21 protein-coding genes and 1 riboswitch are annotated in these 22166 nt (G+C 65.3%); of the genes, 19 read left to right on the top strand and 2 right to left on the bottom strand.

The annotated features are described in order from the left end of the window. The first annotated feature begins 11 nt into the window (after window positions 1-11). The 10 genes from ACSQ22_RS08705 to ACSQ22_RS08660 all read left to right on the top strand — a co-directional run bounded on the left by ACSQ22_RS08705 (window position 12) and on the right by ACSQ22_RS08660 (window position 9739). Window positions 12-1796: a nitrite/sulfite reductase gene (locus ACSQ22_RS08705; protein ID WP_436130055.1), complete on the top strand. Its 1785-nt coding sequence runs from the start codon at window positions 12-14 to the stop codon at window positions 1794-1796. 30 nt (window positions 1797-1826) lie between these two features. Next, on the top strand, window positions 1827-2222 hold the full coding sequence (locus ACSQ22_RS08700; protein ID WP_436130054.1) for a DUF934 domain-containing protein: 396 nt from the start codon (window positions 1827-1829) through the stop codon (window positions 2220-2222). A 39-nt stretch (window positions 2223-2261) separates the two neighbouring features. Then, window positions 2262-2885: a phosphoadenosine phosphosulfate reductase domain-containing protein gene (locus tag ACSQ22_RS08695; RefSeq protein ID WP_431152763.1), complete on the top strand. Its 624-nt coding sequence runs from the start codon at window positions 2262-2264 to the stop codon at window positions 2883-2885. A 19-nt stretch (window positions 2886-2904) separates the two neighbouring features. Further along, a complete protein-coding gene (gene cysD / locus ACSQ22_RS08690) occupies window positions 2905-3873 on the top strand; it encodes a sulfate adenylyltransferase subunit CysD (RefSeq protein ID WP_436130053.1) in 969 nt (322 codons plus the stop codon). After that, window positions 3873-5237, top strand: a complete 1365-nt coding sequence (locus ACSQ22_RS08685; RefSeq protein ID WP_055393872.1) for a sulfate adenylyltransferase subunit 1 — start codon at window positions 3873-3875, stop codon at window positions 5235-5237. Before cysD ends, ACSQ22_RS08685 begins: the two co-directional genes overlap by 1 nt. Before the next feature lie 114 nt (window positions 5238-5351). Further along, on the top strand, window positions 5352-5681 hold the full coding sequence (gene fdxA / locus ACSQ22_RS08680) for a ferredoxin FdxA (protein ID WP_055393870.1): 330 nt from the start codon (window positions 5352-5354) through the stop codon (window positions 5679-5681). Window positions 5682-5805: 124 nt separating this feature from the next. Beyond that, a complete protein-coding gene (locus ACSQ22_RS08675; protein WP_431152760.1) occupies window positions 5806-6861 on the top strand; it encodes an NAD(P)/FAD-dependent oxidoreductase in 1056 nt (351 codons plus the stop codon). 129 nt (window positions 6862-6990) lie between these two features. Continuing rightward, complete coding sequence (locus tag ACSQ22_RS08670; RefSeq protein WP_431152759.1) at window positions 6991-7350, top strand: nuclear transport factor 2 family protein; 360 nt, start codon at window positions 6991-6993, stop codon at window positions 7348-7350. Window positions 7351-7362: 12 nt separating this feature from the next. Beyond that, window positions 7363-8244 carry a helix-turn-helix domain-containing protein gene (locus tag ACSQ22_RS08665; protein ID WP_436130052.1) on the top strand — a complete coding sequence of 294 codons (882 nt, stop codon included), beginning with the start codon at window positions 7363-7365 and terminating at the stop codon, window positions 8242-8244. A gap of 37 nt (window positions 8245-8281) precedes the next feature. After that, window positions 8282-8386, top strand: a riboswitch (TPP riboswitch). 72 nt (window positions 8387-8458) lie between these two features. Then, entirely contained in the window at window positions 8459-9739 is a 1281-nt protein-coding gene (locus ACSQ22_RS08660) for a purine-cytosine permease family protein (protein WP_431152757.1), read from the top strand. 68 nt (window positions 9740-9807) lie between these two features. On the opposite strand, the gene thiD is transcribed toward ACSQ22_RS08660, so the two are convergent. Beyond that, window positions 9808-10656 (bottom strand): bifunctional hydroxymethylpyrimidine kinase/phosphomethylpyrimidine kinase, encoded by an 849-nt coding sequence (gene thiD / locus ACSQ22_RS08655; protein WP_055393862.1) that lies wholly within the window; start codon window positions 10654-10656, stop codon window positions 9808-9810. 287 nt (window positions 10657-10943) lie between these two features. On the opposite strand from thiD, the gene ACSQ22_RS08650 reads away from it, so the two are divergent. The 4 genes from ACSQ22_RS08650 to ACSQ22_RS08635 all read left to right on the top strand — a co-directional run bounded on the left by ACSQ22_RS08650 (window position 10944) and on the right by ACSQ22_RS08635 (window position 14081). Beyond that, a complete protein-coding gene (locus tag ACSQ22_RS08650; RefSeq protein ID WP_436130051.1) occupies window positions 10944-12074 on the top strand; it encodes an FAD-dependent oxidoreductase in 1131 nt (376 codons plus the stop codon). After that, on the top strand, window positions 12071-12268 hold the full coding sequence (gene thiS, locus ACSQ22_RS08645; protein WP_055393858.1) for a sulfur carrier protein ThiS: 198 nt from the start codon (window positions 12071-12073) through the stop codon (window positions 12266-12268). Before ACSQ22_RS08650 ends, thiS begins: the two co-directional genes overlap by 4 nt. A gap of 84 nt (window positions 12269-12352) precedes the next feature. Further along, window positions 12353-13165: a thiazole synthase gene (locus tag ACSQ22_RS08640; RefSeq protein ID WP_436130050.1), complete on the top strand. Its 813-nt coding sequence runs from the start codon at window positions 12353-12355 to the stop codon at window positions 13163-13165. Next, window positions 13158-14081 (top strand): thiamine phosphate synthase, encoded by a 924-nt coding sequence (locus ACSQ22_RS08635; protein WP_436130213.1) that lies wholly within the window; start codon window positions 13158-13160, stop codon window positions 14079-14081. Before ACSQ22_RS08640 ends, ACSQ22_RS08635 begins: the two co-directional genes overlap by 8 nt. 41 nt (window positions 14082-14122) lie before the next feature. On the opposite strand, the gene ACSQ22_RS08630 is transcribed toward ACSQ22_RS08635, so the two are convergent. Further along, window positions 14123-16345, bottom strand: coding sequence for a hypothetical protein (locus ACSQ22_RS08630; RefSeq protein WP_436130049.1), 2223 nt, complete (start codon window positions 16343-16345; stop codon window positions 14123-14125). 72 nt (window positions 16346-16417) lie between these two features. On the opposite strand from ACSQ22_RS08630, the gene ACSQ22_RS08625 reads away from it, so the two are divergent. The 5 genes from ACSQ22_RS08625 to ACSQ22_RS08605 all read left to right on the top strand — a co-directional run bounded on the left by ACSQ22_RS08625 (window position 16418) and on the right by ACSQ22_RS08605 (window position 22122). Beyond that, window positions 16418-17941, top strand: a complete 1524-nt coding sequence (locus ACSQ22_RS08625; RefSeq protein ID WP_436130048.1) for a 3-hydroxyacyl-CoA dehydrogenase — start codon at window positions 16418-16420, stop codon at window positions 17939-17941. 42 nt (window positions 17942-17983) lie between these two features. Continuing rightward, window positions 17984-18763: an oxepin-CoA hydrolase, alternative type gene (locus tag ACSQ22_RS08620; protein ID WP_055393851.1), complete on the top strand. Its 780-nt coding sequence runs from the start codon at window positions 17984-17986 to the stop codon at window positions 18761-18763. Window positions 18764-18952: 189 nt separating this feature from the next. Further along, a complete protein-coding gene (locus tag ACSQ22_RS08615; RefSeq protein ID WP_055393849.1) occupies window positions 18953-19672 on the top strand; it encodes a Crp/Fnr family transcriptional regulator in 720 nt (239 codons plus the stop codon). Between the two features lie 35 nt (window positions 19673-19707). After that, a complete protein-coding gene (locus ACSQ22_RS08610; protein ID WP_436130047.1) occupies window positions 19708-20793 on the top strand; it encodes a phosphotransferase in 1086 nt (361 codons plus the stop codon). A gap of 54 nt (window positions 20794-20847) precedes the next feature. Continuing rightward, window positions 20848-22122 (top strand): acyl-CoA dehydrogenase family protein, encoded by a 1275-nt coding sequence (locus ACSQ22_RS08605; RefSeq protein ID WP_436130046.1) that lies wholly within the window; start codon window positions 20848-20850, stop codon window positions 22120-22122. The last annotated feature ends 44 nt before the right edge of the window (window positions 22123-22166 follow it).

Below are 22166 nucleotides of genomic sequence, written 5' to 3'. Positions count from 1 at the left end.
CACTGACCACGATGTACCAATACACAGAATTCGACCGACAATTTGTGCAACAGCGGGCACGGCAATTCCGTGACCAGCTCACGCGCTGGCAGACCGGCAAGCTGCCCGAAGACAACTTCCGCCCACTGCGCCTGCAAAACGGCTGGTATGTGCAGCGCTACGCCCCCATGCTGCGCGTGGCTGTGCCTTACGGCGAAATCGCCAGCCGCCAGCTGCGCGTGCTGGCCCAGATCGCCCGCGAATACGACGAACCCGAAGCGGCCGTCTTCAAGGCCGCCATGGAAGGCCAGGGCAAGCTGGGCACCACCTTCCTGCCCAAGAACTGCGCCCACTTCACCACCCGCACCAATGTGCAGTTCAACTGGATTCCGCTGTCCAAAAGTGCGGATGTGATGGACCTGCTGGCCACTGTGGACATGCACGGCATCCAGACCAGCGGCAACTGCATCCGCAACACCACCACCGATGCCCTGGCCGGCATTGCCGTGGACGAGATCGTGGACCCACGCCCCTATGCGGAAATCATCCGCCAGTGGACCACGCTGCACCCCGAATTCGCTTTTTTACCGCGCAAGTTCAAGATCGCCATCAGCGGTGCCAAGGACGACCGCGCCGCAACGGGCTGGCACGACGTGGGCCTGCACCTGCTCAAGAACGACGCTGGTGAGATCGGCTTCAAGGTGTTTGTGGGCGGGGGCATGGGCCGCACGCCGGTGATTGGCACCGTAATCCGCGAGTTCCTGCCCTGGAACCAGATCATGAATTACATCGAGGCCATCGTGCGCGTGTACAACGAGCACGGCCGCCGCGACAACAAGTACAAGGCCCGCATCAAGATTTTGGTCAAGGCCGAAGGCCAGCAGTACATCGACGATGTGGAAGAAGAGTACCGCCAGATCGTCGAGATCGACGGTGGCCCCCACACCATTCCGCAGGCTGAGTTTGACCGCGTGGCGGCCTGCTTTGTGACGCCGAAGCTGGCCAACATTGCCGATGTGCCCCCCTCAGCACTGCAGGCATCGCTGGACGCACTGGCGGCAGAGCACGTGATGTTCGGCCGCTGGCTGCAGCGCAATGTGCACCCGCACCAAAACCCGCAACTGCGCGCCGTCACACTGTCGTTCAAGCGCCCCGGCCAGTCGCCGGGTGATGCCACCAGCGAACAACTGATCGCCCTGGCCGACTTGGTGGACAAATACTCCGCCGGCGAAGCCCGCGTGACGCACGACCAGAACGTGCTGCTGCCCTGGGTGCACGCCAGCTGCCTGTTTGACCTGTGGCAAGAGGCCAAGGCCCTGGGCCTGGCCAGTGCCAACGTGCAGTTGCTCACCGACATGATCGCCTGCCCCGGTGGCGACTTCTGCGCGCTGGCCAACGCCCGCTCGCTGCCGATTGCCGAGGCCATCACCCAGCGCTACCAGGACCTGGACGAGCTGGATGACATCGGCGAGATCGACCTGCACATCAGCGGCTGCATCAACAGCTGCGGCCACCACCACAGCGGCCACATCGGCATCCTGGGTGTGGATAAGGACGGCAAGGAGTGGTACCAGGTCACGCTGGGCGGCTCCGATGGTTCCGACCTGTCGGGCGCTGCCGTGGCGGGCAAGGTGATCGGCCCCTCGTTCTCTGCGGCCGAAGTGCCCGACGTGATCGAGGCGGTGCTCAGCACCTACCGCGACCTGCGTGAAAGCGGCGAGACCTTCCAGAACACCGTGCGCCGCACCGGCCTGGACCCGTTCAAGGAAGCCGCCAAGCTTGCCCGCCACAAAGACGAAACCCTGGCCACGGCCTGAAGCCGCCCTGCCACCGATCTGCGAACGATGATGAACCTGACACTTCTTGCATCCCACGAACACCAGCCCCCGGCGGAAGGCGACGCCCGCGTGGTTGCGTTGGCAAACGATGCCGACGCCACAGCCCTGCCGCTGGAAGGCGTGGAACGCGTGGACCTGCACTTCCCCAACTTCACCGATGGCCGTGCGTTCAGCCAGGCCTTTTTGCTGCGCCGCCGCCGTGGCTTTGCTGGCGAAATCCGCGCCACGGGTGATGTGCTGATCGACCAACTGGTGCAGATGCAGCGCACGGGCTTTAGCAGCGCGGTGCTGGCCGAGGGGGTGGATGCCGCCGATGCCCAGCGCCAATTCGAGCTGTTCCCAGGCTTCTACCAGGGCGACGCCGTCAATCCCCAGCCGCTGTTTGCCTGCCGCGCCGCAGCCTGAAAGAGATACATCCATACATAGCCCCGAGAGCGCCACGCCATGAACCAAATTGATCTCGCAGCCGTCAACGCCGACCTGGGCCGTGACGCCCCAGCCCTGGTGAAATGGGCTCTGGGCCTGAACCTGCCTACCATCGTCACCACCAACTTCCGCCCGTTCGAGGCAGTGATCCTGCACATGGTCACGTCAGTGCAGCCCGACGTGCGTGTGGTCTGGATGGACAATGGCTACAACACTGAAGCCACCTACCGTTTTGCCGACGAAGTGACACGGAAGTTGAACCTTCATCTACTCACCTATCTGCCGATACGCTCGCGCGCTCACCGCGAGGCGGTCGAAGGTCCCCCGCCTGCGCTGGACGATCCGCACCACGCCTTCTTCACCGAAGAGGTGAAGCTCGAGCCCTTTGCCCGCGCCCTGCGCGAAACGGCCCCCAAGGTGTGGTTTACCGCACTGCGCGCCACCGACACCGCTGTGCGCGCACAGATGGACCCGGTGAGCATCAACCCTGACGGCCTGATCAAGGTGGCGCCGCTGCTGCACTGGTCGTCCAAGGATCTGCACGAATACTGCGTCAAGCACGGCCTGCCCAACAACTTTGACTACGTGGACCCCACCAAGGGCGAAGACAACCGCGAGTGCGGTTTGCATCTGGCCCACTGACTCCACTGCAGCACCGACCATGAACACCCGGACCGATACCGCGCTGCTTGAGAAGAAAACCAACGATATGAGCTACCACCTCAACAACTCGCACCTCGACGCCCTGGAAGAAGAGACCATCTTCATCCTGCGCGAAGTGGCTGCCGCCTTTGAACGCCCTGCCTTGCTGTTTTCGGGCGGCAAGGATTCGCTGGTCATGCTCAAGTGCGCCGAAAAGGCCTTTGGCACCAAGGCCAGCGGCGGCGGCATTCCCTACCCGCTGCTCATGATCGACACGGGCCACAACTTCCCCGAAGTGACGGATTTTCGCGACTTCCGCGCCAAGGAACTCGGTGCTGAACTTATCGTGCGCAATGTCGAAGACTCCATGGCACGCGGCACCGTGCGACTGGCCCACCCCGGCGAATCGCGCAACGTGCACCAGTCCGTCACGCTGCTCGAAGCGATCGAGGAATTCCGCTTTGACGCCCTGATCGGCGGCGCCCGCCGCGATGAAGAAAAGGCACGCGCCAAAGAGCGCATCTTCAGCCACCGCGACAGTTTTGGCCAATGGCAGCCCAAGGCCCAGCGGCCTGAGCTGTGGACGCTGTTCAACACGCGCCTGCAGCCCGGCGAACACTTCCGCGTGTTCCCCATCAGCAACTGGACCGAGCTCGATGTGTGGCAATACATCGACCGCGAGCAGATCGCCCTGCCCAGCATCTACTACACCCACAAGCGCCAGGTGGTGGACAAGAAGGGCCTGTTGATGCCGGTGACCGAGCTGACACCGCCGCGTGAAGGCGACGTGGTCGAAACACGCGACGTGCGCTTTCGCACCGTGGGCGACATCACCTGCACCGCACCGGTGGAGAGCACCGCCGCCACCCCGGCTGAGATCGTCATCGAGACCCTGGCCGCCGACGTGAGCGAGCGCGGCGCCACCCGCATGGACGACAAGACCAGCGATGCCTCGATGGAAAAGCGCAAGAAAGACGGGTACTTCTGATGACCACTATGAATTCGATAGCTTCCAGCGCAATCCCTACAAGCGCTACAGGGAAAAATGACCATATTTCCGCGCTCAAGTTCATCACCTGCGGCAGCGTGGACGACGGCAAGAGCACGCTGATCGGCCGTCTGCTGGTGGACAGCAAGGCCGTGCTGCAGGACCACCTCGCCGGGGTGCAGCGCCAGGGCGAGACCGACCTGGCCCTGCTGACCGACGGCCTCTCCGCCGAGCGCGAGCAAGGCATCACCATCGACGTGGCCTACCGCTACTTCGCCACGGAAGAGCGCAAGTTCATCATTGGCGACGCGCCCGGCCATGAGCAGTACACCCGCAACATGGTCACGGCCGCATCGAGCGCTGATGCAGCCGTGGTGCTGGTCGATGCCACCAAGCTCGACTGGAAGAACCCCGGCCTGGCCCTGCTGCCCCAAACCCGCCGCCACAGCCTGCTGGCCCACCTGCTGCGCGTGCACTCGCTGGTGTTTGCCGTCAACAAGCTCGACGCGGTGGAAGACCCCGCGCTGGCGTGGCAGCACATCCAGGGCGCGTTGCAATCCTTTGCCCAAGCGGCAGGCATCACCGTGCGCGCCATGGTGCCGGTGTCGGCCCTCAAGGGCTGGAACGTGGTGGACGCCCATGCGGGCTGGTGCGGCTATGACGGCCCCACGCTGCTTCAGGTGCTGGAAGCACTGCCCAACACCCCCGCAGACTCAGCGCTGGCACCGGCCTTCCCGGTGCAGTGGGTCGAGAAGTTCTCGTCGTCCTCCGACACCTCGCAAGGCCGCCGTGTGTTCTGGGGCCGTGTGGCTGCGGGCAGCTTTGCGCCCGGCACCGCTGTACAGATCTTCCCCAGCGGCCAGCTGGCGACCGTGGCGCAAGTGCTGGACCATGCCCGTCGCCCCAAGGACGTGCCCGCAGGCACCAGCGCCGGCATCATCCTGGACCGCGAGGTGGATGTCTCGCGGGGCGACTGGATTCTGGCGGCGCCTGCCGTCGCCACCCCCGCCGAAGACGACTTCGACACGCCCGCCAGCGTGCCTGCATGGCCCGCCAGCCGCGAGCTGCGCACCACGGTGGCCTGGATGGACGACGAGCCCCTGGTCGCAGGCCGCGTGTACTGGGCGCTGCACGGCCACCGCTGGGTCAAGGCCAAGGTGAAAGCCGTGGTGCACAAGCTCAACATCAACACGCTGGCCGAAGAAGCCGCCACCCAGCTGGACCCCAATGCCATCGGCCATGTCGACCTGCTGCTGCAAGAGGCGATTCCGGCCGCCCCCTTTGGCAAAGCCCGGGTGCTCGGATCGCTGATCCTGGTGGACACCGCGAGCCACAAAACGGCCGGTGCCGTGCTGGTCAACTGATCTAGATCAGCGCCCGGAACCCCAGTCACCCCATCGGGGTGAGGGACCCTGTAACCAAAGGTCGGTGAAAGCTTCTAAAATTGAGGGTTTTCACCGACCCACACAACTCCTGTCATGACCCACGTCGTCTCCGAAAACTGCATCAAGTGCAAGTACACCGATTGTGTGGACGTGTGCCCCGTGGACTGCTTCCGCGAAGGCCCGAACATGCTTGTCATCGACCCCGATGAATGCATCGACTGCGCCGTCTGCATCCCCGAATGCCCGGCCAACGCCATCTTTGCCGAAGAAGATCTGCCGGCCGACCAGATTGCTTTCATCAAGCTCAACGCCGACCTGGCCTTTGCCGACGGCTGGAAGAGCATCACCAAGCGCAAGCCGGCGCTGCCCGACGCCGACGAATGGAACGGCAAGCCGGGCAAGGTCAACGAACTGGTCAAGTGACCCCCCTGAGTCGCTTCGCGCCATCCCCCAAGGGGGACGCCACCAGTGGCCTGGCAAAGCCAGTTCCACGGTGGAACAGGTCTTTGGCAGCGCCAGTTTCGGGCGCTGTGCGCGTGGCTTGAGCATGATTCAAGAAACCGACGCTGTCGTCATCGGCGCGGGGCCCGTGGGCCTGTTCCAGGTCTTCCAGCTGGGCCTGCAAGGCATCACAGCCCACCTGATCGACGCCCTGCCCCATGCGGGCGGCCAGTGCGTCGAGCTGTACGGCGACAAACCCATCTACGACATCCCGGGCATCCCGGTCTGCACCGGGCGTGAGCTGGCCGCTTTGCTGCTTCAGCAGATTGCGCCGTTCAAGACCCAGTGGCACCTGAACACGCTAGTGTCCGCACTCACCGTGCAGGCCGATGGGCGCCTGCTGGTCGAAACCTCGCAAGGAACGCAACTGCTGGCCCGCAGCGTGTTCATTGCCGCAGGCGTGGGCGCCTTTGTGCCGCGCACGCTCAAGGTGGAAGGCATCGAGCGCTTTGTGGGCGCCCAGGTCCACTACCAGAACCTGCCCGCCAGCGTGGGTGTGGCTGGGCGCCATGTGGTCGTGCACGGCGGCGACGAGCCCGCTGTGGCCCGCGCCGTGGAACTGGCCGAACAAGGCCAGGCCGCCCGCGTCAGCCTGCTGCACCGCCGCGACGTGTTCCAGGCGCCCGACGCCCTGCTGCAGCGTCTGCAGCAACTGCGCGACACAGGCCGCATCCATGTCGAGGCCGCGCAGATCACCGGCATCGACACCACAGGTGATCGGCTGACGGCCTTGCAGGTCGTGGACGCCGATGGCAGCACCCGCTCCCTGGCAATCGACCTGCTGGTGGCCGTGCTCGGCATCTCGCCCCGCCTCGGCCCCATCGCCGACTGGGGCCTGGCCATGGACCGCAAACAGCTGGTGGTGGACACCGAGGCCTTCCGCACCAGCGTGCCCGGAATCTACGCCGTGGGCGACATCAACACCTACCCCGGCAAACGCAAGCTCATCCTGTGCGGTTTCCACGAGGCCACGCTGGCGGCTTTTGGCGCCGCCGAGGCGCTCAAGGGCGACAAGGTGGCGCTGCAGTACACCACCACGAGCCCAAGGCTGCACCAGCTGCTCGGTGTGGCTCCGGCGTCTGTGCCTTCCGCCAGCACGTAGTCCAGGCGAGTCGGGGCACCGTCGTTTCGTGCCCAAACGACGCGCCCACAAATAAGCACAAAATGTCAAAAAGGCGCTCAAGCGCCCGGCACGATGGCGTCTCCATTCACCGCCCATCAGGAGCACACCATGAGCCAACAACCCCTTCAATCCATCTGGGACACCTACACCGCGTCGTGGAAGACCGACTCGGCCGCAGACAGGGAGGCCCTGTTTTCTCAGTCCCTCGACCCGGCCTGCACCTACAACGACCCGCTGGCCACCGCCCATGGCTGGGACCAATTGACGGCCTACATGGACAACTTTCACAGCCAGGTGCCCGGCGGCCATTTTGTGACCCACTACTTCGCCAGCCACAACCAGCAAAGCATCGCCAAGTGGAACATGGTGGATGGCAGCGGCCAGGTGATCGGTGAAGGCGTGAGCTACGGCCGGTACAACGACCAGAACCGGCTGGTTGCCATGACCGGTTTCTTTGAAACCCCTTGAACGGACGCCACCGTGCTTTATCTCCGGCAAATCCAGGAGGGCATCGATTTCATCGAAGCCCATCTCGAATCCGATATCCAGCTTTCCGAGGTGGCGCGGGCTGCCGGGATGAGCCAGTGGCACTTCCAGCGGATCTTCAAGGCGCTGACCAACGAAACCCTCAAGACCTACATCCGCTCGCGCCGGTTCTCGCGGGCGCTGGAGCAGTTGACCAACACGCGGCTGAGCGTGCTCGACATTGCGCTGGCATCGGGGTACGTGACGCAGGAGAGTTTCACGCGAGCGTTCCGTGATTGCTTTCGGCTCACACCGTCGCAGTACCGCAAGATGGGCAACCGCTCGCTGTTCGTGCGCAAGATCCGGTTTGACCAAAGCTACCTCGCGCACATTCACCAGAACATCTCGCTGGAACCCGAAATCCAGCAGCAGCCCGCCATGCAGTTGGTCGGGCTGCCCACCAATTACTACGGCATCGATTCCGAAAAGAACAACCTGGGCCAGAAACTGCCGCCTCTGTGGGCGAAGTTTCTGCCCCGGTTGGACGAGATTGCGAACACCGTGCCCGGGGTCTGCTATGGCGTCGTGGCACCGGCGGGGCCGCACACGGAAGAGCTGCGCTACCTGGCCTGCATCGAAGTGAGGGACCCCGGTGCGCTGCCACCGGGCATGGTGGCCATGGAAATTCCCGCGTCCACCTATGCACGCTTTACCCACCGGGGCCCTGCGCAGAATGTCGATGCGACGGTGAACTACATCTACTCCAGCTGGCTGCTGTCGGCCAGCCAGTCGCACAGCCTGGGACCGGATCTGGAAATCTACGGCTCGCAATACCACCCGACGTCCGCTGACTCCGTGATGCACTACGCCATCCCCATCACCCAGGCCGGGCGCTGACCCACCCTCTACAATGGCAACCGCGCTCCTTCGGGGGCGCCATCGCTAGGGGTGTCGAGACCGGCCTGCCGGAACCGACTGAGAGAGTCCCTTTGAACCTGATTGAGATCATCCTCGCGCAGGGAAGCACGTCCGCTTTGGCCCAGCCCTGAATGAAAAGACTTTGGGGCGCGCTGGCGGGCCGCCCCTGCTCTGTACTGCCACGGAGCCATCCATGTCCTCATCGCCCGCCGCGCCTTCCCACAACGAAGCGCTGGCCCCCGTCTCCCCCGACCGCCGCGTCTTCCAGTGGCATGACCACGCCTCGCTCTGGTTCAGCCTGGGCGTGGGCTTGCTGGTCATGCAGGTGGGTGCGTACCTGATGCCAGCGTTGGGCACCAAAGAAGCCCTCATCGCCATCGTGGCCGGCTCCATCGTGGGCGCCGGCCTGCTGGGCTGGGTGGCCAAGCTCGGTTGCGACAGCGGTCTGGCCAGTGCGGGGCTGATGCACGCCGTGTATGGCCGCACGTTTGCCAGCCTGCCCATCATCCTGAACATCGTGCAGCTGGTGGGCTGGGGCACGTTCGAGCTGGTGGTGATGCGCGATGCCACCGTGGCCATCGGTCAGCAGTCGGGCAGCATGGCCGGTGCGCACTGGCCGGTGCTGGCCACGCTGCTGTGGGGCGGCGTGGTGATGCTGCTCATCAGCGGATCGATGGTGCAGCTGGTGCGCAAGGTGATTGCGCGCGTGGCGCTGCCGCTCGTGGTGTTGTCGCTGCTATGGCTGTCGTGGCAGTTTTTGTCGCTGGCGCAGGCCCAGGGGTTTGATGCGCTGTGGAACCGCCAGGGCGCGGGCGGCATGGGCGTGTTCCCTGCGCTGGATCTGGTGATCGCCATGCCCATTTCGTGGCTGCCACTGGTGGCCGACTATGCGCGCCACGGCAAGAACGGTGGCTCGGCATTGCGTGGCACCTGGCTGGGTTACGCGCTGGCCAACATGTGGTGCTACTCGCTGGGTGTGCTGGTGGCGCTGACCTTGCCCAGCAAGGACCTGGTGCAGGCGCTGCTGCTGGCCCAGGGCGGGCTGATTGCGCTGTCACTGATCCTGATCGACGAAGTGGACAACGCCTATGGCGACACGTATTCAGGCGCGGTGTCGGCCCACAGCCTGCTGCCGCGCTGGGGCGTGCGCAAGTGGGGCCTCGCCATGGCTGCGGTATGCACTGGCCTTGCGCTGGTCTTGCCCATGCACAGCCTGGAGCCCTTCCTGCTGCTGCTCAGCTCGGTGTTTGTGCCGCTGTTTGGCGTGATCCTGGGGCGGCTGGCGTTTGGCACCGATGCACCTGCATTGCTGGCAGCGGCGCGCAAGGTGAATGCGGCGCCCGTGGCGATCTGGCTGGTGGGGATTGCCGTCTACCACCTGGCTCCCAAGGTGCTGCCGGGTGCGGGCTCGGCGCTGCCGGCATTGGCGTTCAGCTTTTTGCTGGCCTGGGCCACACGGCCACGGGGCCGTTGAATAGCTATCGAATTGTGAGCTGCTAGCGCTTACCAGATAAGCGCTAGCGGCTAAAAACTCTTAAATTTCTACAGCACCAACTGCGCCACAGGCGCATAGCCGTGGTTGAGCGGGCCGTGGCCGCGGCCGGTGGTCACATCAGCCCCTGCGGCGATGGCGCCCAGAATGTAGGCACGCGCGCGCTCCACCGCCTGCTGCAAGGGCAGGCCCTGCGCCAGGTGTGCCGCAATAGCCGACGACAGGGTGCAGCCGGTGCCGTGCCCGTTGGGCGTGGCAATGCGTGCAGACTCCAGCCGCTGCCGCACACCGCTGCGGGTGGCCAGAACGTCCACCACCCAGTCCCCAGGCAGGTGGCCGCCCTTGAGCAGCGCCGCACGTGCACCCAGCGCGCACAGTGCCTGCGCGGCTTCGTCCAGCGTTTCCACGCCCTTGATGCTGCGCCCCAGCAGCCAGCCGGCCTCGTCCAGGTTGGGGGTGATCACCTCGGCCAGCGGAAACAGCTCCTGTACCAGCACGCTCACGGTTTCTGAAGCGATGAGCCGGTCGCCACTGGTGGCCACCATCACGGGGTCGAGCACCACGTGCGGCAGCTGGTAGGTGCGGATGGCATCGGCCACCACACGCACCACCTCGGGCGAATGCAGCATGCCGATCTTGACCGCATCCACACCAATGTCCTGCACCACGGCGTCGATCTGGGCCTTGAGCATCTCGGGCGGAATGCCGTGGATGCCCGTCACGCCGCAGGTGTTCTGCGCGGTGATGGCCGTGATGGCCGTCATTCCGTAACAGCCCAGGGCGCTGAAGGTCTTGAGGTCGGCCTGGATGCCCGCCCCGCCGCCGCTGTCAGAACCGGCAATGGAAAGCACGCGCACATAGCGGCGCGCTGCGGAGGTCGGTGGGGTCAATGAAGTCATGGCAAAAATTATGGCCTATGCGTTAGCGCAAAAAGAGCGGCCAAGGGTTGTGCTGTAATTGATTTTTTCCGGACGAAACAGGGGTGTCCCTCCGTTCAGAACCTGAACAGGTTCTTCGGTGTGCGACTGAGAAATACCCTGGGGCTCGCACGCAGCGCTGCATGGCACTGCCTGCAACGTGGCCCCGCTACCCGATCCAGGTCATGCTGGCGTGGGGAGTTTCCAAGAGCGGCGCTGCCCCCGTTTTGTCCATGGTTGCCAGCCAACACGGACACACCGACGGACCTATGCCACTTCAACCCTCTTCTTTTGCGATTCTGGGCGCGGGCCTCATGGGCCGCCTGCTTGCGGTGGAGCTGGCCCGCCAGGGTCACCGTGTGGACATCTACGACGCGGGCAGCCCGGCCGCCGAACATTCGGCCGCGACCGTGGCCGCGGCCATGCTGGCGCCGCTGGCCGAATCGGCCATCACCGAGCCCGGCGTGGTACGCATGGGCCACCACGCCCTCACCCGCTGGCCGCAGCTGCTGGCGGCGCTGGCCGAGCCCGTGTTCTTCCAGCAGGCCGGCACGCTCATCGTATGGCACCGGCAGGACGTGGCCGAAGCCCAGCGGCTCACGCGCCAGCTGGAGGCCAACCAGCACCAGGTGCCAGAGCTGCCCGCCCTGCAAAAGCTGGACGGCGCCGCGCTGGCCCAGGCGGAACCCACCCTCGCGCAGCGTTTTGCGCAGGGCCTGTACCTGCCCGGCGAGGGCCAGCTCGACAACCGGCAGCTGCTGGCGGCGCTGGTGGTGGAAATGCAGCGGCTGTCGGTGCGCACGCACTGGCACAGCCCCCAGTCGCCCGAGGCCTTTGCACCCGGCGCCCCTGGCCAACCCGACTGGGTGCTGGACTGCCGTGGCTTGGGCGCCAAGGGCCAGTGGAGTGCACTGCGCGGCGTGCGCGGCGAGGTGGTTCGCATCCACGCGCCGGATGTCACGCTGCAGCGCCCAACGCGGCTGGTGCACCCGCGCTACCCCATCTACATTGCGCCCAAAGAAGACAATCTGTTCGTCATCGGCGCCACCGAAATCGAATCGGACGACCTCTCGCCCGCCAGCGTGCGCTCAACACTGGAGCTGCTCTCCGCCGCCTACGCCGTGCACCCCGGCTTTGCAGAGGGCCGCATCCTGGAATTGGCCACGCAGTGCCGCCCCACGCTGCCCGACAACCTGCCCGCCATCCGCCAGCCGCGCAAGGGCGTGCTGGAAATCAACGGCCTGTACCGCCACGGCTTCATGATCGCGCCCGCGATGCTGGATGTGACGCTGGAAGTGCTGAACGCAGGACAATCGCAGCTTTCGCAACGATTTGACCTCGCGCTGGACCTGGAGCCCGCCCCCCTGCCCCCACCCAGCGCGGCCGCCGCTTTCGCATGAACATTTCCATCAACCAGATCCCGCACGAACTGCCCGAGGGCGCCACCGTGGCCGACGCCGTGGCCGCCATCGCGGCCCGCCCGCCTTTTGCCGTGGCCGTGAACACCACCTTTGTGCCCAACACCCGCTACGCCGCTCAGGCCCTGCAGCCCGGCGACCGTGTGGAAATCATCTCGCCCGTGACGGGGGGCTGATCCGCCGCCTGAAAATTGAAGCCAAATTGGCACCTAGCGCCTGATGGACAAGCGCTAGCAGCTATCAAAAACATAGTAAACACCATGACCACTTCAACGCCCCAAGACCCCCTGGTGCTCTACGGCCAGCAGTTCGCCAGCCGCCTGCTGCTGGGCACCTCGCGCTACCCATCCCCCGCAGTGCTCGAAGCCGCCGTATTGCGCGCCAAGCCTGCCATGGTCACCGCCTCGCTGCGCCGCCAGGGCAGCAACCCGGCAGAAAGCGGCAGCAGCTTCTGGGAGCTGCTGCGCAAGCTCAACGTGCCTGTGCTGCCCAACACGGCAGGCTGCCACAGCGCGCAAGAGGCCATCACCACGGCACAGATGGCGCGCGAGGTGTTCAACACCCCCTGGATCAAACTGGAGCTGATTGGCGACGACTACACGCTGCAGCCCGACACCCTGAACCTGGTGGGCGTGGCCGAACACCTCATCAAGGAAGGCTTTCAGGTGCTGCCCTACTGCACGGAAGACCTGGTGCTGTGCCAGCGCCTCGTGGATGTGGGCTGCCAGGCCGTGATGCCCTGGGCGGCACCCATCGGCACCGGGCGCGGCCCCGTCAACCCCTATGCCTTGCAAACGCTGCGTGAACGGCTGAACGTGCCGATGCTGGTGGATGCCGGGCTTGGCCTGCCATCCCACGCCTGCCAGGTAATGGAATGGGGCTATGACGGCGTGCTGCTCAATACTGCGGTCGCACTGGCGCAAGACCCTCTGGCCATGGCCGGTGCCTTCGCCGATGCTGTGAATGCCGGGCGCGCCGCGCGCCAGGCAGGTGCCATGGCAGCGCAGGATGCGGCCCAGCCCAGTACGCCCGTGCTCGGCACCCCCTTCTGGCACCATGAACAACATGCATGACGACACCAGCGCCATGGTGCAGGCCATTCTTGCGCACCACGCCGCCACCTTCGCGGGCTTTGGCGCCGAGCCCGCCCCGAAACCCACGCGGCAGGAAGCCGCCTACCTGGCAGCCCTGCAGGCCTGCAGCACGCTGGGCTTTATTGCCCACGACGCGGAGTGCCTGGCCCAGGCCTGGCTGGCACAGAGTCTGCGCACCGGCACCTTCCAGCCTGAGCAATGGCCCGACGCGCCAGAGGATTTTGGCCTGCAACCCGTGCCACATGCCCAAGCGTTCGCCCGATGCCCTGAGCACCTGGGCCTGTACGCCGTGTTGCCCGACGCCGACTGGGTAGGCCGCATGGCGCGTGCGGGCGTACCCACCGTGCAGCTTCGCTTCAAGTCGGATAACGCTGCCGCCATTGACCGGGAAGTGCACGCCGCCGTACAGGCCGTGCAGGGCACGGGTGCGCTGCTGTTTATCAACGACCATTGGCGCACGGCCATCCAGGCGGGTGCCTATGGCATTCACCTGGGCCAGGAAGATCTGGATGCCCTGGCCCCCGACGAACTCCAAGCACTGCGCGCTTCGGGCCTGCGCCTGGGTGTCAGCACCCATGGCTACGCAGAAATGGTGCGTGCCGATGCAGTAGGCCCCAGCTACATCGCCATGGGCGCCGTATTCCCGACCACCCTCAAGAAGATGGCCACGGCCCCGCAGGGTGTGGGCCGGTTGGGTGTGTATGCGCGCCTGCTGCGCCACTACCCCCAGGTGGCCATTGGCGGCATCGGCGCCGAGCAGTTTGCGCCGGTGCAGGCCACGGGCGTGGGGTCGATTGCGGTGGTGCGGGCCCTTATCAATGCCCCAGACCCGGAAGCCACCGCCACGCACTTGATGCGCCTGATGGAACAAAACAGCCAGCGCGCGAGCCGCTGAAGGGACGATCCATTGGCCTGTCGGCCCGTCTGCCTATCGGCCTATTTGCGGTCGCCTTTCTTCTGCTCCAGTTCCAGCCGCAGTTCGACCAGGTCGTTGTCCATGCCAAAACCGACGGCCTGACCCGCGGCCGGGGGCGCGGTCACCGGCACGGCCGGCAGATCGCTCAGGGTGAGGTGGGGCGGCTCTGACAGATCAATGTCGAGGTCCAGATCCAGCGGCGCACCGCGCGTGTCGCCATCCAGTGCGGAGGGCGCTGCAACACCCGATGCCTGAGATGGCTGCCCTGTAGCGGGAGGCATCCCGTCAAAGTCGAACTCCAGGCTGGCCGCGCGCGAGTCCTGCGGTAATGCCGCCGTTGTCGCACGCACCTTCGGGGCTGGCACTTGCTGCACCTGGGTTTCGTCCCGAGGTGCGGCGAGCGGTGTCGTGCGCTTGCGGGGCGCAGGCTCCCCTCGGGCACTTGCTGGCGTGGTCTGCGCAATGGAGAGCAACAGCAGCAGGTCGTCGTAAGCCGCAAGGTCAAAGGGCTCGACCGAACCGACACCGTTCTGCCGGAACAGCAGCTTTTCGAGCAGCTGCAGCACGGACGGAGACGTCCATTCAGCCTCGATGTCAGCGAGCGCATCGGTGTAGTGATACAGCATGCGGCCCGTGCGATGGAAGCTGGCAAATTCCGGCACCTGCGCGTTGAACGACTGCATGAACTGCGTACGCAGTTGCGTGAACTCCTCCACCCGGCTCAGCGTGTGGTACAGCCGCAAAAGCTCCAGATACGCCAGCGGCGAAGTGGCACCGCGCTCAGCGATGTGCGTTTTCAGCACTTCGATGGCCTGCTGGTGTTCCCCCACCGAGATAAAAAACTCGGCCTGTTGCTGGATGTCGAAAAGCTCTTCCGGGCTGACGATGTGCAGCGCGGGTTGCTGCGTGACTACAGCGGCAGGTGCTGGCGGCGGAACGGTCGCCTTCAGGGGGACCGGGGCACTGGGCAAAGGGGCCGTGGCCACAAAAGGAGGTCCCAGCGGGGCAGCAGCTGAGCCCGGAGAAGGTTCCCGGGCTTCGGCGGACTCATCGGACGGCAGCCAGTGATCGCTGGGGTCGGGGGGCAGGCCCAGCGCAGCCCCATGCTCGACCACGGCATCTCGGCCACCCAGCGCAGCCACCGAATCGCGCCATGCGCGCACCGCCTTTTCGGAGGCGCTGCGCATCCGCCCCCAGGCCCACACAGCGAGCAACAGTGCCAGCAGCAGCAACCCGCCCAGCGCGTAGACCACCGTGGCAGGAAATCTCTCGCTCTCTGCCTGCTCCAGCTGTTGCTGCAATTGCGCTGCGCTGGCCCGGTCGCGGGCGGCCTGCGCCCGCAGGGCAGCAACGTCGGATTCCAGGGCCTTGAGCCGGTCAGCCTCCTGGTTGACATCCTCGGGCTGGGCATTCATCGCTTTCCAGAGCGCTGCCGCCTGGGCACGCTGGGCCGAGGGCTGGTCTGATGGCATGACCAGCAGTTCAGGCGAGGTGCGCAGTGCCAGCGGACGGTCTACCCAGAGGTCGAGTGGCTCGACGACCAAGCGAGCCCGGTCAGCAGGCTTGGGGGCTGTAGGCAGCTTGTTTTTTTCAGCGCTGGCCTGGGGGCGCGCCACCGGACGCTCTGGGGGCCGTACCGGGGCCGTCCGCGCGGCGGGCTTGGCCACCGACGGGGTGCTGGGTACGGGCTCGGGCCGGTTTTCGGAAGACAAGGGCACGGATGCCAACGGAGAAGGCGCCACAGGCGCAGTGGCAGCCCCTGCAGCGCGCTGCCCTGCTGCACCCTGGGCCGGACGGGGTGCTTCGACCCCACCGGCCGCAAGGGAAGGTAGCCGCGAGACGTCGACCGGCGATGCGGACCGTGCCACCGTGGATGGAAGCTCGGCAAAAAATGTGTAGGTGCGCGTGACCTTGCCTGTGCACCCCGCCGACAAGGTGACCATCAATACCGGTTCGTCCACCGCGATGGCGGCCTGCACCCGCACCGCCGGAGACCGCCCCCGCATGTCGGGCAAAGGCACTACCCGCACCTTGGCATCGCCAATCACCGTATCGCCGGCCACCAGCTTGGCCGTCACGCAGGAAGAGGCCAGATCGGTGCCTGGGTCGGGCTGGATATCGAAGGAAAGATCTACCGGGGCACCCAACACCACCACGCCCCTGCTGCCGCCCAAGGACAGTGCCGAGGCGCCTGCAGCGACCGCCCACAGACTGGTCCCCAAAATGGCGTTACGGATTTTCACAATATGTTCTGTTTTTGGTGCAACCCATTCTTGCACATAAGTCCCGCGCAACGCCAGAGCCATAATGGCGCTATGAAAATTCAGTTTCCCAACATCGCTATCGTGGGCACCGGCGCCATGGGTCGGGGCATTGCACAAATCGCCGCACAGGCTGGCAGCCAGGTTTTTCTGCTTGATGCCAACCCCGGCGCCGCCGATGCGGCCAAGGCGGCGCTCCAGGAGCAATGGAACAAACTGGTGGCCAAAGGCCGCATCGATGCCGCGCAGGCCGGTGACCTGACCGCGCGGCTGCACCCCGTCAAGGTCGTGGCCGACCTGGCAGGCTGCGACCTCGTGGTAGAAGCCATCGTGGAGCGGCTGGATGTGAAGAAGACGCTGTTCGCCGAACTGGAAGCTGTGGTGCGCCCGGATGCGGTGCTGGCCACCAATACCTCATCCCTCTCGGTCACCGCCATCGGCGCGGGCCTGCAGCGGCCCGAGCGCCTGGCAGGTTTCCACTTCTTCAACCCCGTGCCGCTCATGAAGGTGGTGGAAGTGATTGCCGGGCTAAAGACGGATGCAGCCGTGTGCAACGCCCTGGCCACGTATGCGAGGGAAATGGGACACACCCCCGTTCAGGCACAAGACACCCCCGGCTTCATCGTGAACCACGCCGGGCGCGGCTTTGGCACAGAGGCCCTGCGCATCGTGAGCGAAGGCGTGGCCGACTTCGCCACCATCGACCGCATCCTGCGCGACCAAGTCGGCTTCAAGCTCGGCCCCTTTGAATTGATGGACCTGACGGCGCTGGACGTCTCCCACCCGGTGATGGAATCCATCTACCGCCAGTACTACGACGAGCCGCGCTTTCGCCCCAGTGTGATCACCGCGCAGCGCCTGGCAGGCGGCGTGGTGGGCAAGAAGGTGGGCGAAGGCTTTTACCGCTACGTGGACGGCGTGGCGCAGATACCGGCAGAGGCGCCGCCGCCCGTGGTGGCAGAGATTCCCCCCGTGTGGGTCTCGCCCCGTGCCGCGCGGCGCGCGGAGCTGTACCAGCTGCTCAAGGACCTGGGCGCCACCATCGAAACCGGCCAGTCGCCCTCGCCCCAGGCCATCACGCTGGTCGCGCCGCTGGGGTTTGACATCACCACCGTGGCGGTCGTGGAGCGCCTGGACCCGGCGCGCACCATCGGCATCGACATGCTGATCGACGACGCCGCTACCAAGCGCCGCGTGTTGGCCACCAACCCCGCCACCCGCGTGGACATCCGCAACGCAGCGCATGCGCTGTTTGCCCGCGACGGCAAGGCCGTGAGCGTGATCCGCGACAGCGGCGGCTTTGTCACGCAGCGTGTGGTGGCCACCATCGTCAACATCGCCAGCGACATCTGCCAGCAAGGCATCTGCTCCCCCAAGGATCTGGAAACCGCTGTGACACTGGGCCTGGGTTACCCCCTGGGCCCCCTGGCCATGGGCGACCGCTGGGGGCCGACCAACATCCTCGAAGTGTTGTTCAACATGCAGACCGTGTACGGCGACACACGCTACCGCCCCAGCCCCTGGCTGCGCAGGCGCGGCGCCATCGGCCTGAGCCTGACCCACGTCGAAGAAGCCTGATCGCGCGAACAGAGCAAGAGCCGCTCCCCAACCAAGGCCACCATGCCCGCAGAACTCCAGAGCACCAGCCAGGGCCAGACCCTGATCCTGACCCTTCGCAACCCTGAGCGGCGCAACGCCATCGACCCGGTGATGTACGCAGCGGGCGTGGAGGCGCTGGGTGTGGCCGAAAGCAGCCCGGACATTCGCAGCGTGGTCATCACGGGGGCCGATGGCATGTTCTGCTCGGGCGGCAACCTGCAGCGCCTGCTGGCCAACCGCCAGGAAGCCCCCGAGGTACAGGCACAGAGCATTGAAGGCCTGCACAACTGGATCGAGACCATCCGCACCTACCCCAAGCCTGTGATTGCAGCCGTGGAAGGCGCGGCGGCCGGTGCGGGCTTTTCATTGGCATTGGCCTGCGACTTCATCGTGGCGGCCCGCAACGCGGTGTTTGTGATGGCCTACAGCAATGTGGCCCTGTCGCCCGATGGCGGCGCCAGCTGGAGCCTGTCGCACGCCCTGCCCCGCCAAGTGGCAACCGAGATCCTCATGTGTGGTGACCGCATCAGCGCAGAACGCCTGCACGCTCTCGGGGTGGTCAACCGCATTGCAGAAACCGGCAGCGCGCTGGAGACCGCCCTGGCACTGGCCGAGCAGCTCAACGCGCGTGCACCCAATGCCCTCGCGAGCATCAAGGAGCTGCTCAACGAAGCGCCCCATGCCCAGCTCACACACCACCTGGCCCATGAGCGCGACCATTTCGTGAAGAACCTGCACCATGCGAACGGCGGGGCCGGTATTTCTGCCTTCCTAGAGAAACGCGTGCCCCGCTACGAATAGCATTGGACCGGGGTGCCGTACCCACAGAGCACCCACCGCCACGCACCATCCCCCGGCCCGCTGCGCTGCAGCGTCCGGGGGTTTTCTTTTGGGCGCCCACAGCGCAGACACGCAGGTGACAACCCTGACGCAGCACGAAGGTCCCTGACGCGACAATGGGTCTGTTTCTAGTCACCCAAAAGACAGGCCATGGACGACCCGATTCTTACTATCGAAGAACGTGAAGCGATCAACTCAGGTCGCTGGTTTTCATCTCTCTCACCTTCTCTACGCCACGACATCCTCAGATGTGCATACGTCAAACGCTTCAAGGACGGCGGCCTCATTGCCGCACGCGGAGATCCGCCCGAGGAGTGGATTGCCTGCGCGCGCGGTGCGGTGCGGGTGAGCTCGACCTCCATCTCGGGCAAGCAGATCACGCTGACCTATGTGGAGCCGGGCATCTGGTTTGGCGACGTGGCGATCTTCGACGGGGACCGGCGCACGCACGACGCCTACGCGCATGGCGACACCACGATCCTGTGTGTGGCCAAGGCCGATTTCCGCAAGATTCTGGCGGTGCACACCGAGCTGTACGAAGCCATGCTGCGACTGCATGCGCGGCGCATTCGCCAGCTGTTCGGGCTGGTGGAAGACCTCAACACCCTGCCCTTGCGCTCGCGCCTGGCCAAGCAGCTTGTGCACCTGGTGCGCAGCTACGGCGTGCCCAGCCTGTCGGACGGCAGCGAGATGCGCATCAGCCTGCAACTGGCGCAGGAAGAACTGGCGCAACTTCTGGGAGCATCGCGCCAACGCGTGAACCAGGAACTCAAGGCCATGGAGCGCGAGGACGCCATTCGCATCGAGCCGGGCGGCCTGGTGGTGCGTGACCGCGAAGCCCTGATGCGCATTGCTGAAACCGACAACTGACTCATTGACTGACCGAACCTCTCCCCCATTCCTCCATGAGCAACTTTGACCATTTCGTCGGCACCCGTCCTGTTTCCGATCAGCACGCCTTTGATACCGAAGCGCTGACCGCGTGGCTTGCACGGAACATGGAAGGCTTCGTGGGCCCCCTGACCGTGGAAATGTTCAAAGGGGGGCAGTCCAACCCCACCTACAAGCTCATCACGCCCGGTGCCAGCTACGTGATGCGGGCCAAGCCTGGCCCCGTGGCCAAACTGCTGCCTTCTGCCCACGCCATCGAGCGAGAGTTTGCGGTGATGAGCGGCCTGTATGGCACCGACGTTCCCGTTCCCCGCATGTTTGTGCTGTGCGAGGACGAATCCGTCATCGGCCGCGCCTTCTACGTGATGGAGTGCATGCAGGGCCGCGTGCTGTGGGACCAGTCCCTGCCCGGCATGACGCCAGCCGAGCGCGGCGACATCTACAACGAGATGAACCGCGTGATTGCCGCGCTGCACACCGTGAAGTTTGCAGACCGGGGGCTGGCCAGCTATGGCAAGCCCGGCAACTACTTTGACCGCCAGATCGGCCGTTGGAGGAAGCAATACGTGGCGTCCATCACGCAGCCCATCGAAGAGATGGACCGCCTCATGGAGTGGTTGCCCGCCAACATGCCCGCCAGCGCGCGGGACGAGGGCCATGTGTCCATCGTGCACGGCGACTACCGCCTGGACAACCTGATGTTCCATCCCACAGAGCCGCGCGTGATTGCCGTGCTCGACTGGGAGTTGTCCACGCTGGGCCATCCGCTGGCGGACTTCAGCTACCACTGCATGAGCTGGCACATCCCCGCCTCGCTCGGGCGCGGCATCGCAGGGCTGGACCTGGCCGCGCTGGGCATCCCCGACGAAGACACCTATATCCGCCTGTACTGCGAGCGCACCGGCATCACAACGCCCGAGGCACTGCGTGCCGACTGGAACTTCTACCTCGCCTACAACATGTTCCGCATCGCGGCCATCCTGCAAGGCATTGCCAAGCGGGTGGAGGCTGGCACGGCCTCCAGCGCGCAGGCCAAGGCATCGGGCGACACCGCGCGGCCCATGGCCCAACTGGCCTGGTCGTTTGCCCAGCGCGGCTAAACACACGACGCAAGTACAAGCGCCGCCCCTCGATTACCAACGGAGAAGAAACCCATGGACTTTGACTACTCGCCCAAAACCAAGGAACTGCAGGCCAAGCTGCTCCAGTTCATGGATGACTACATCTATCCGAACGAGTCTGCCTACAAAGACGAACTGGCCGCCAACACAGCCGCAGGCAAGCGCTGGAGCGCGCTGAACACCATCGAGAACCTCAAGCCCAAGGCGCAGGCTGCCGGGTTGTGGAACCTGTTTCTGCCGGTCGATAGCGCCGCCGCCTCGGGCTACGACGGTGCGGGCCTGACCAACCAGGAATACGCACCGCTGGCCGAAATCATGGGCCGCGTGCCATGGGCCAGCGAGGTGTTCAACTGCTCGGCACCCGACACCGGCAACATGGAAACCATTGCCCGCTACGGCGACGATGCCAACAAGGCCCGCTGGCTCAAGCCGCTGCTCGACGGCAAGATCCGCTCGGCCTTTGCGATGACCGAGCCCGACGTGGCATCGAGCGACGCCACCAACATCGAGACACGCATCGAGCGCCAGGGCGACGAGTACGTGATCAACGGCCGCAAATGGTGGATCTCCGGCGCGGCCGACCCGCGCTGTGCAGTGTTCATCACCATGGGCAAGACAGACCCCGACGCACCCCGCCATTCGCAGCAGAGCATGGTGCTGGTACCCGCCGATGCCAAGGGCATCACCATCGTCCGCCCGCTGAACGTGCTGGGCTATGACGATGCGCCCCACGGCCACGTCGAGATGACGTTCGAGAACGTGCGCGTGCCCGTCTCCAACATCCTGCTGGGGGAAGGCCGTGGCTTCGAGATCGCTCAAGGCCGCCTCGGCCCCGGGCGCATCCACCACTGCATGCGCCTGATCGGCCTGGCCGAGCGCGCGCTGGAGCTGATGTGCAAGCGTGCTTCGTCGCGCGTGGCGTTTGGCAAAACCGTGGCCCAGCAGACCGTGACACAAGAGCGCATTGCCGAAGCCCGCTGCAAGATCGACATGGCGCGCTTGCTCACGCTCAAGGCCGCCTGGCTGATGGATGTGGCTGGCAACAAGGTCGCCAAGACCGAGATCGCCATGATCAAGGTCGTGGCACCCAGCATGGCCTGCCAGGTGATTGACTGGGCCATGCAGGTGCATGGCGGCGGCGGCATGTCTGACGACTTCCCGCTGGCCTATGCCTACGCCGGTGCACGCACGCTGCGCTTTGCAGACGGCCCGGACGAGGTGCACCGCAACGCCATTGCCAAGTGGGAGCTGGGCAAGTACGGCACCTACGGCCGTGATGCGGCCGTGCCCGTCACCCGTGGAAGCTGAGTGGAAATCACCCCCTGAGGCCCCTTGGGCCTTTCCCCACCTCT

Origin of the sequence: Acidovorax sp. LjRoot38, assembly GCF_964252975.1 — a bacterium.
GTDB classification, from domain to species: domain Bacteria; phylum Pseudomonadota; class Gammaproteobacteria; order Burkholderiales; family Burkholderiaceae_C; genus Acidovorax; species Acidovorax facilis.
This window is presented reverse-complemented; position numbering and strand designations above follow the sequence as displayed.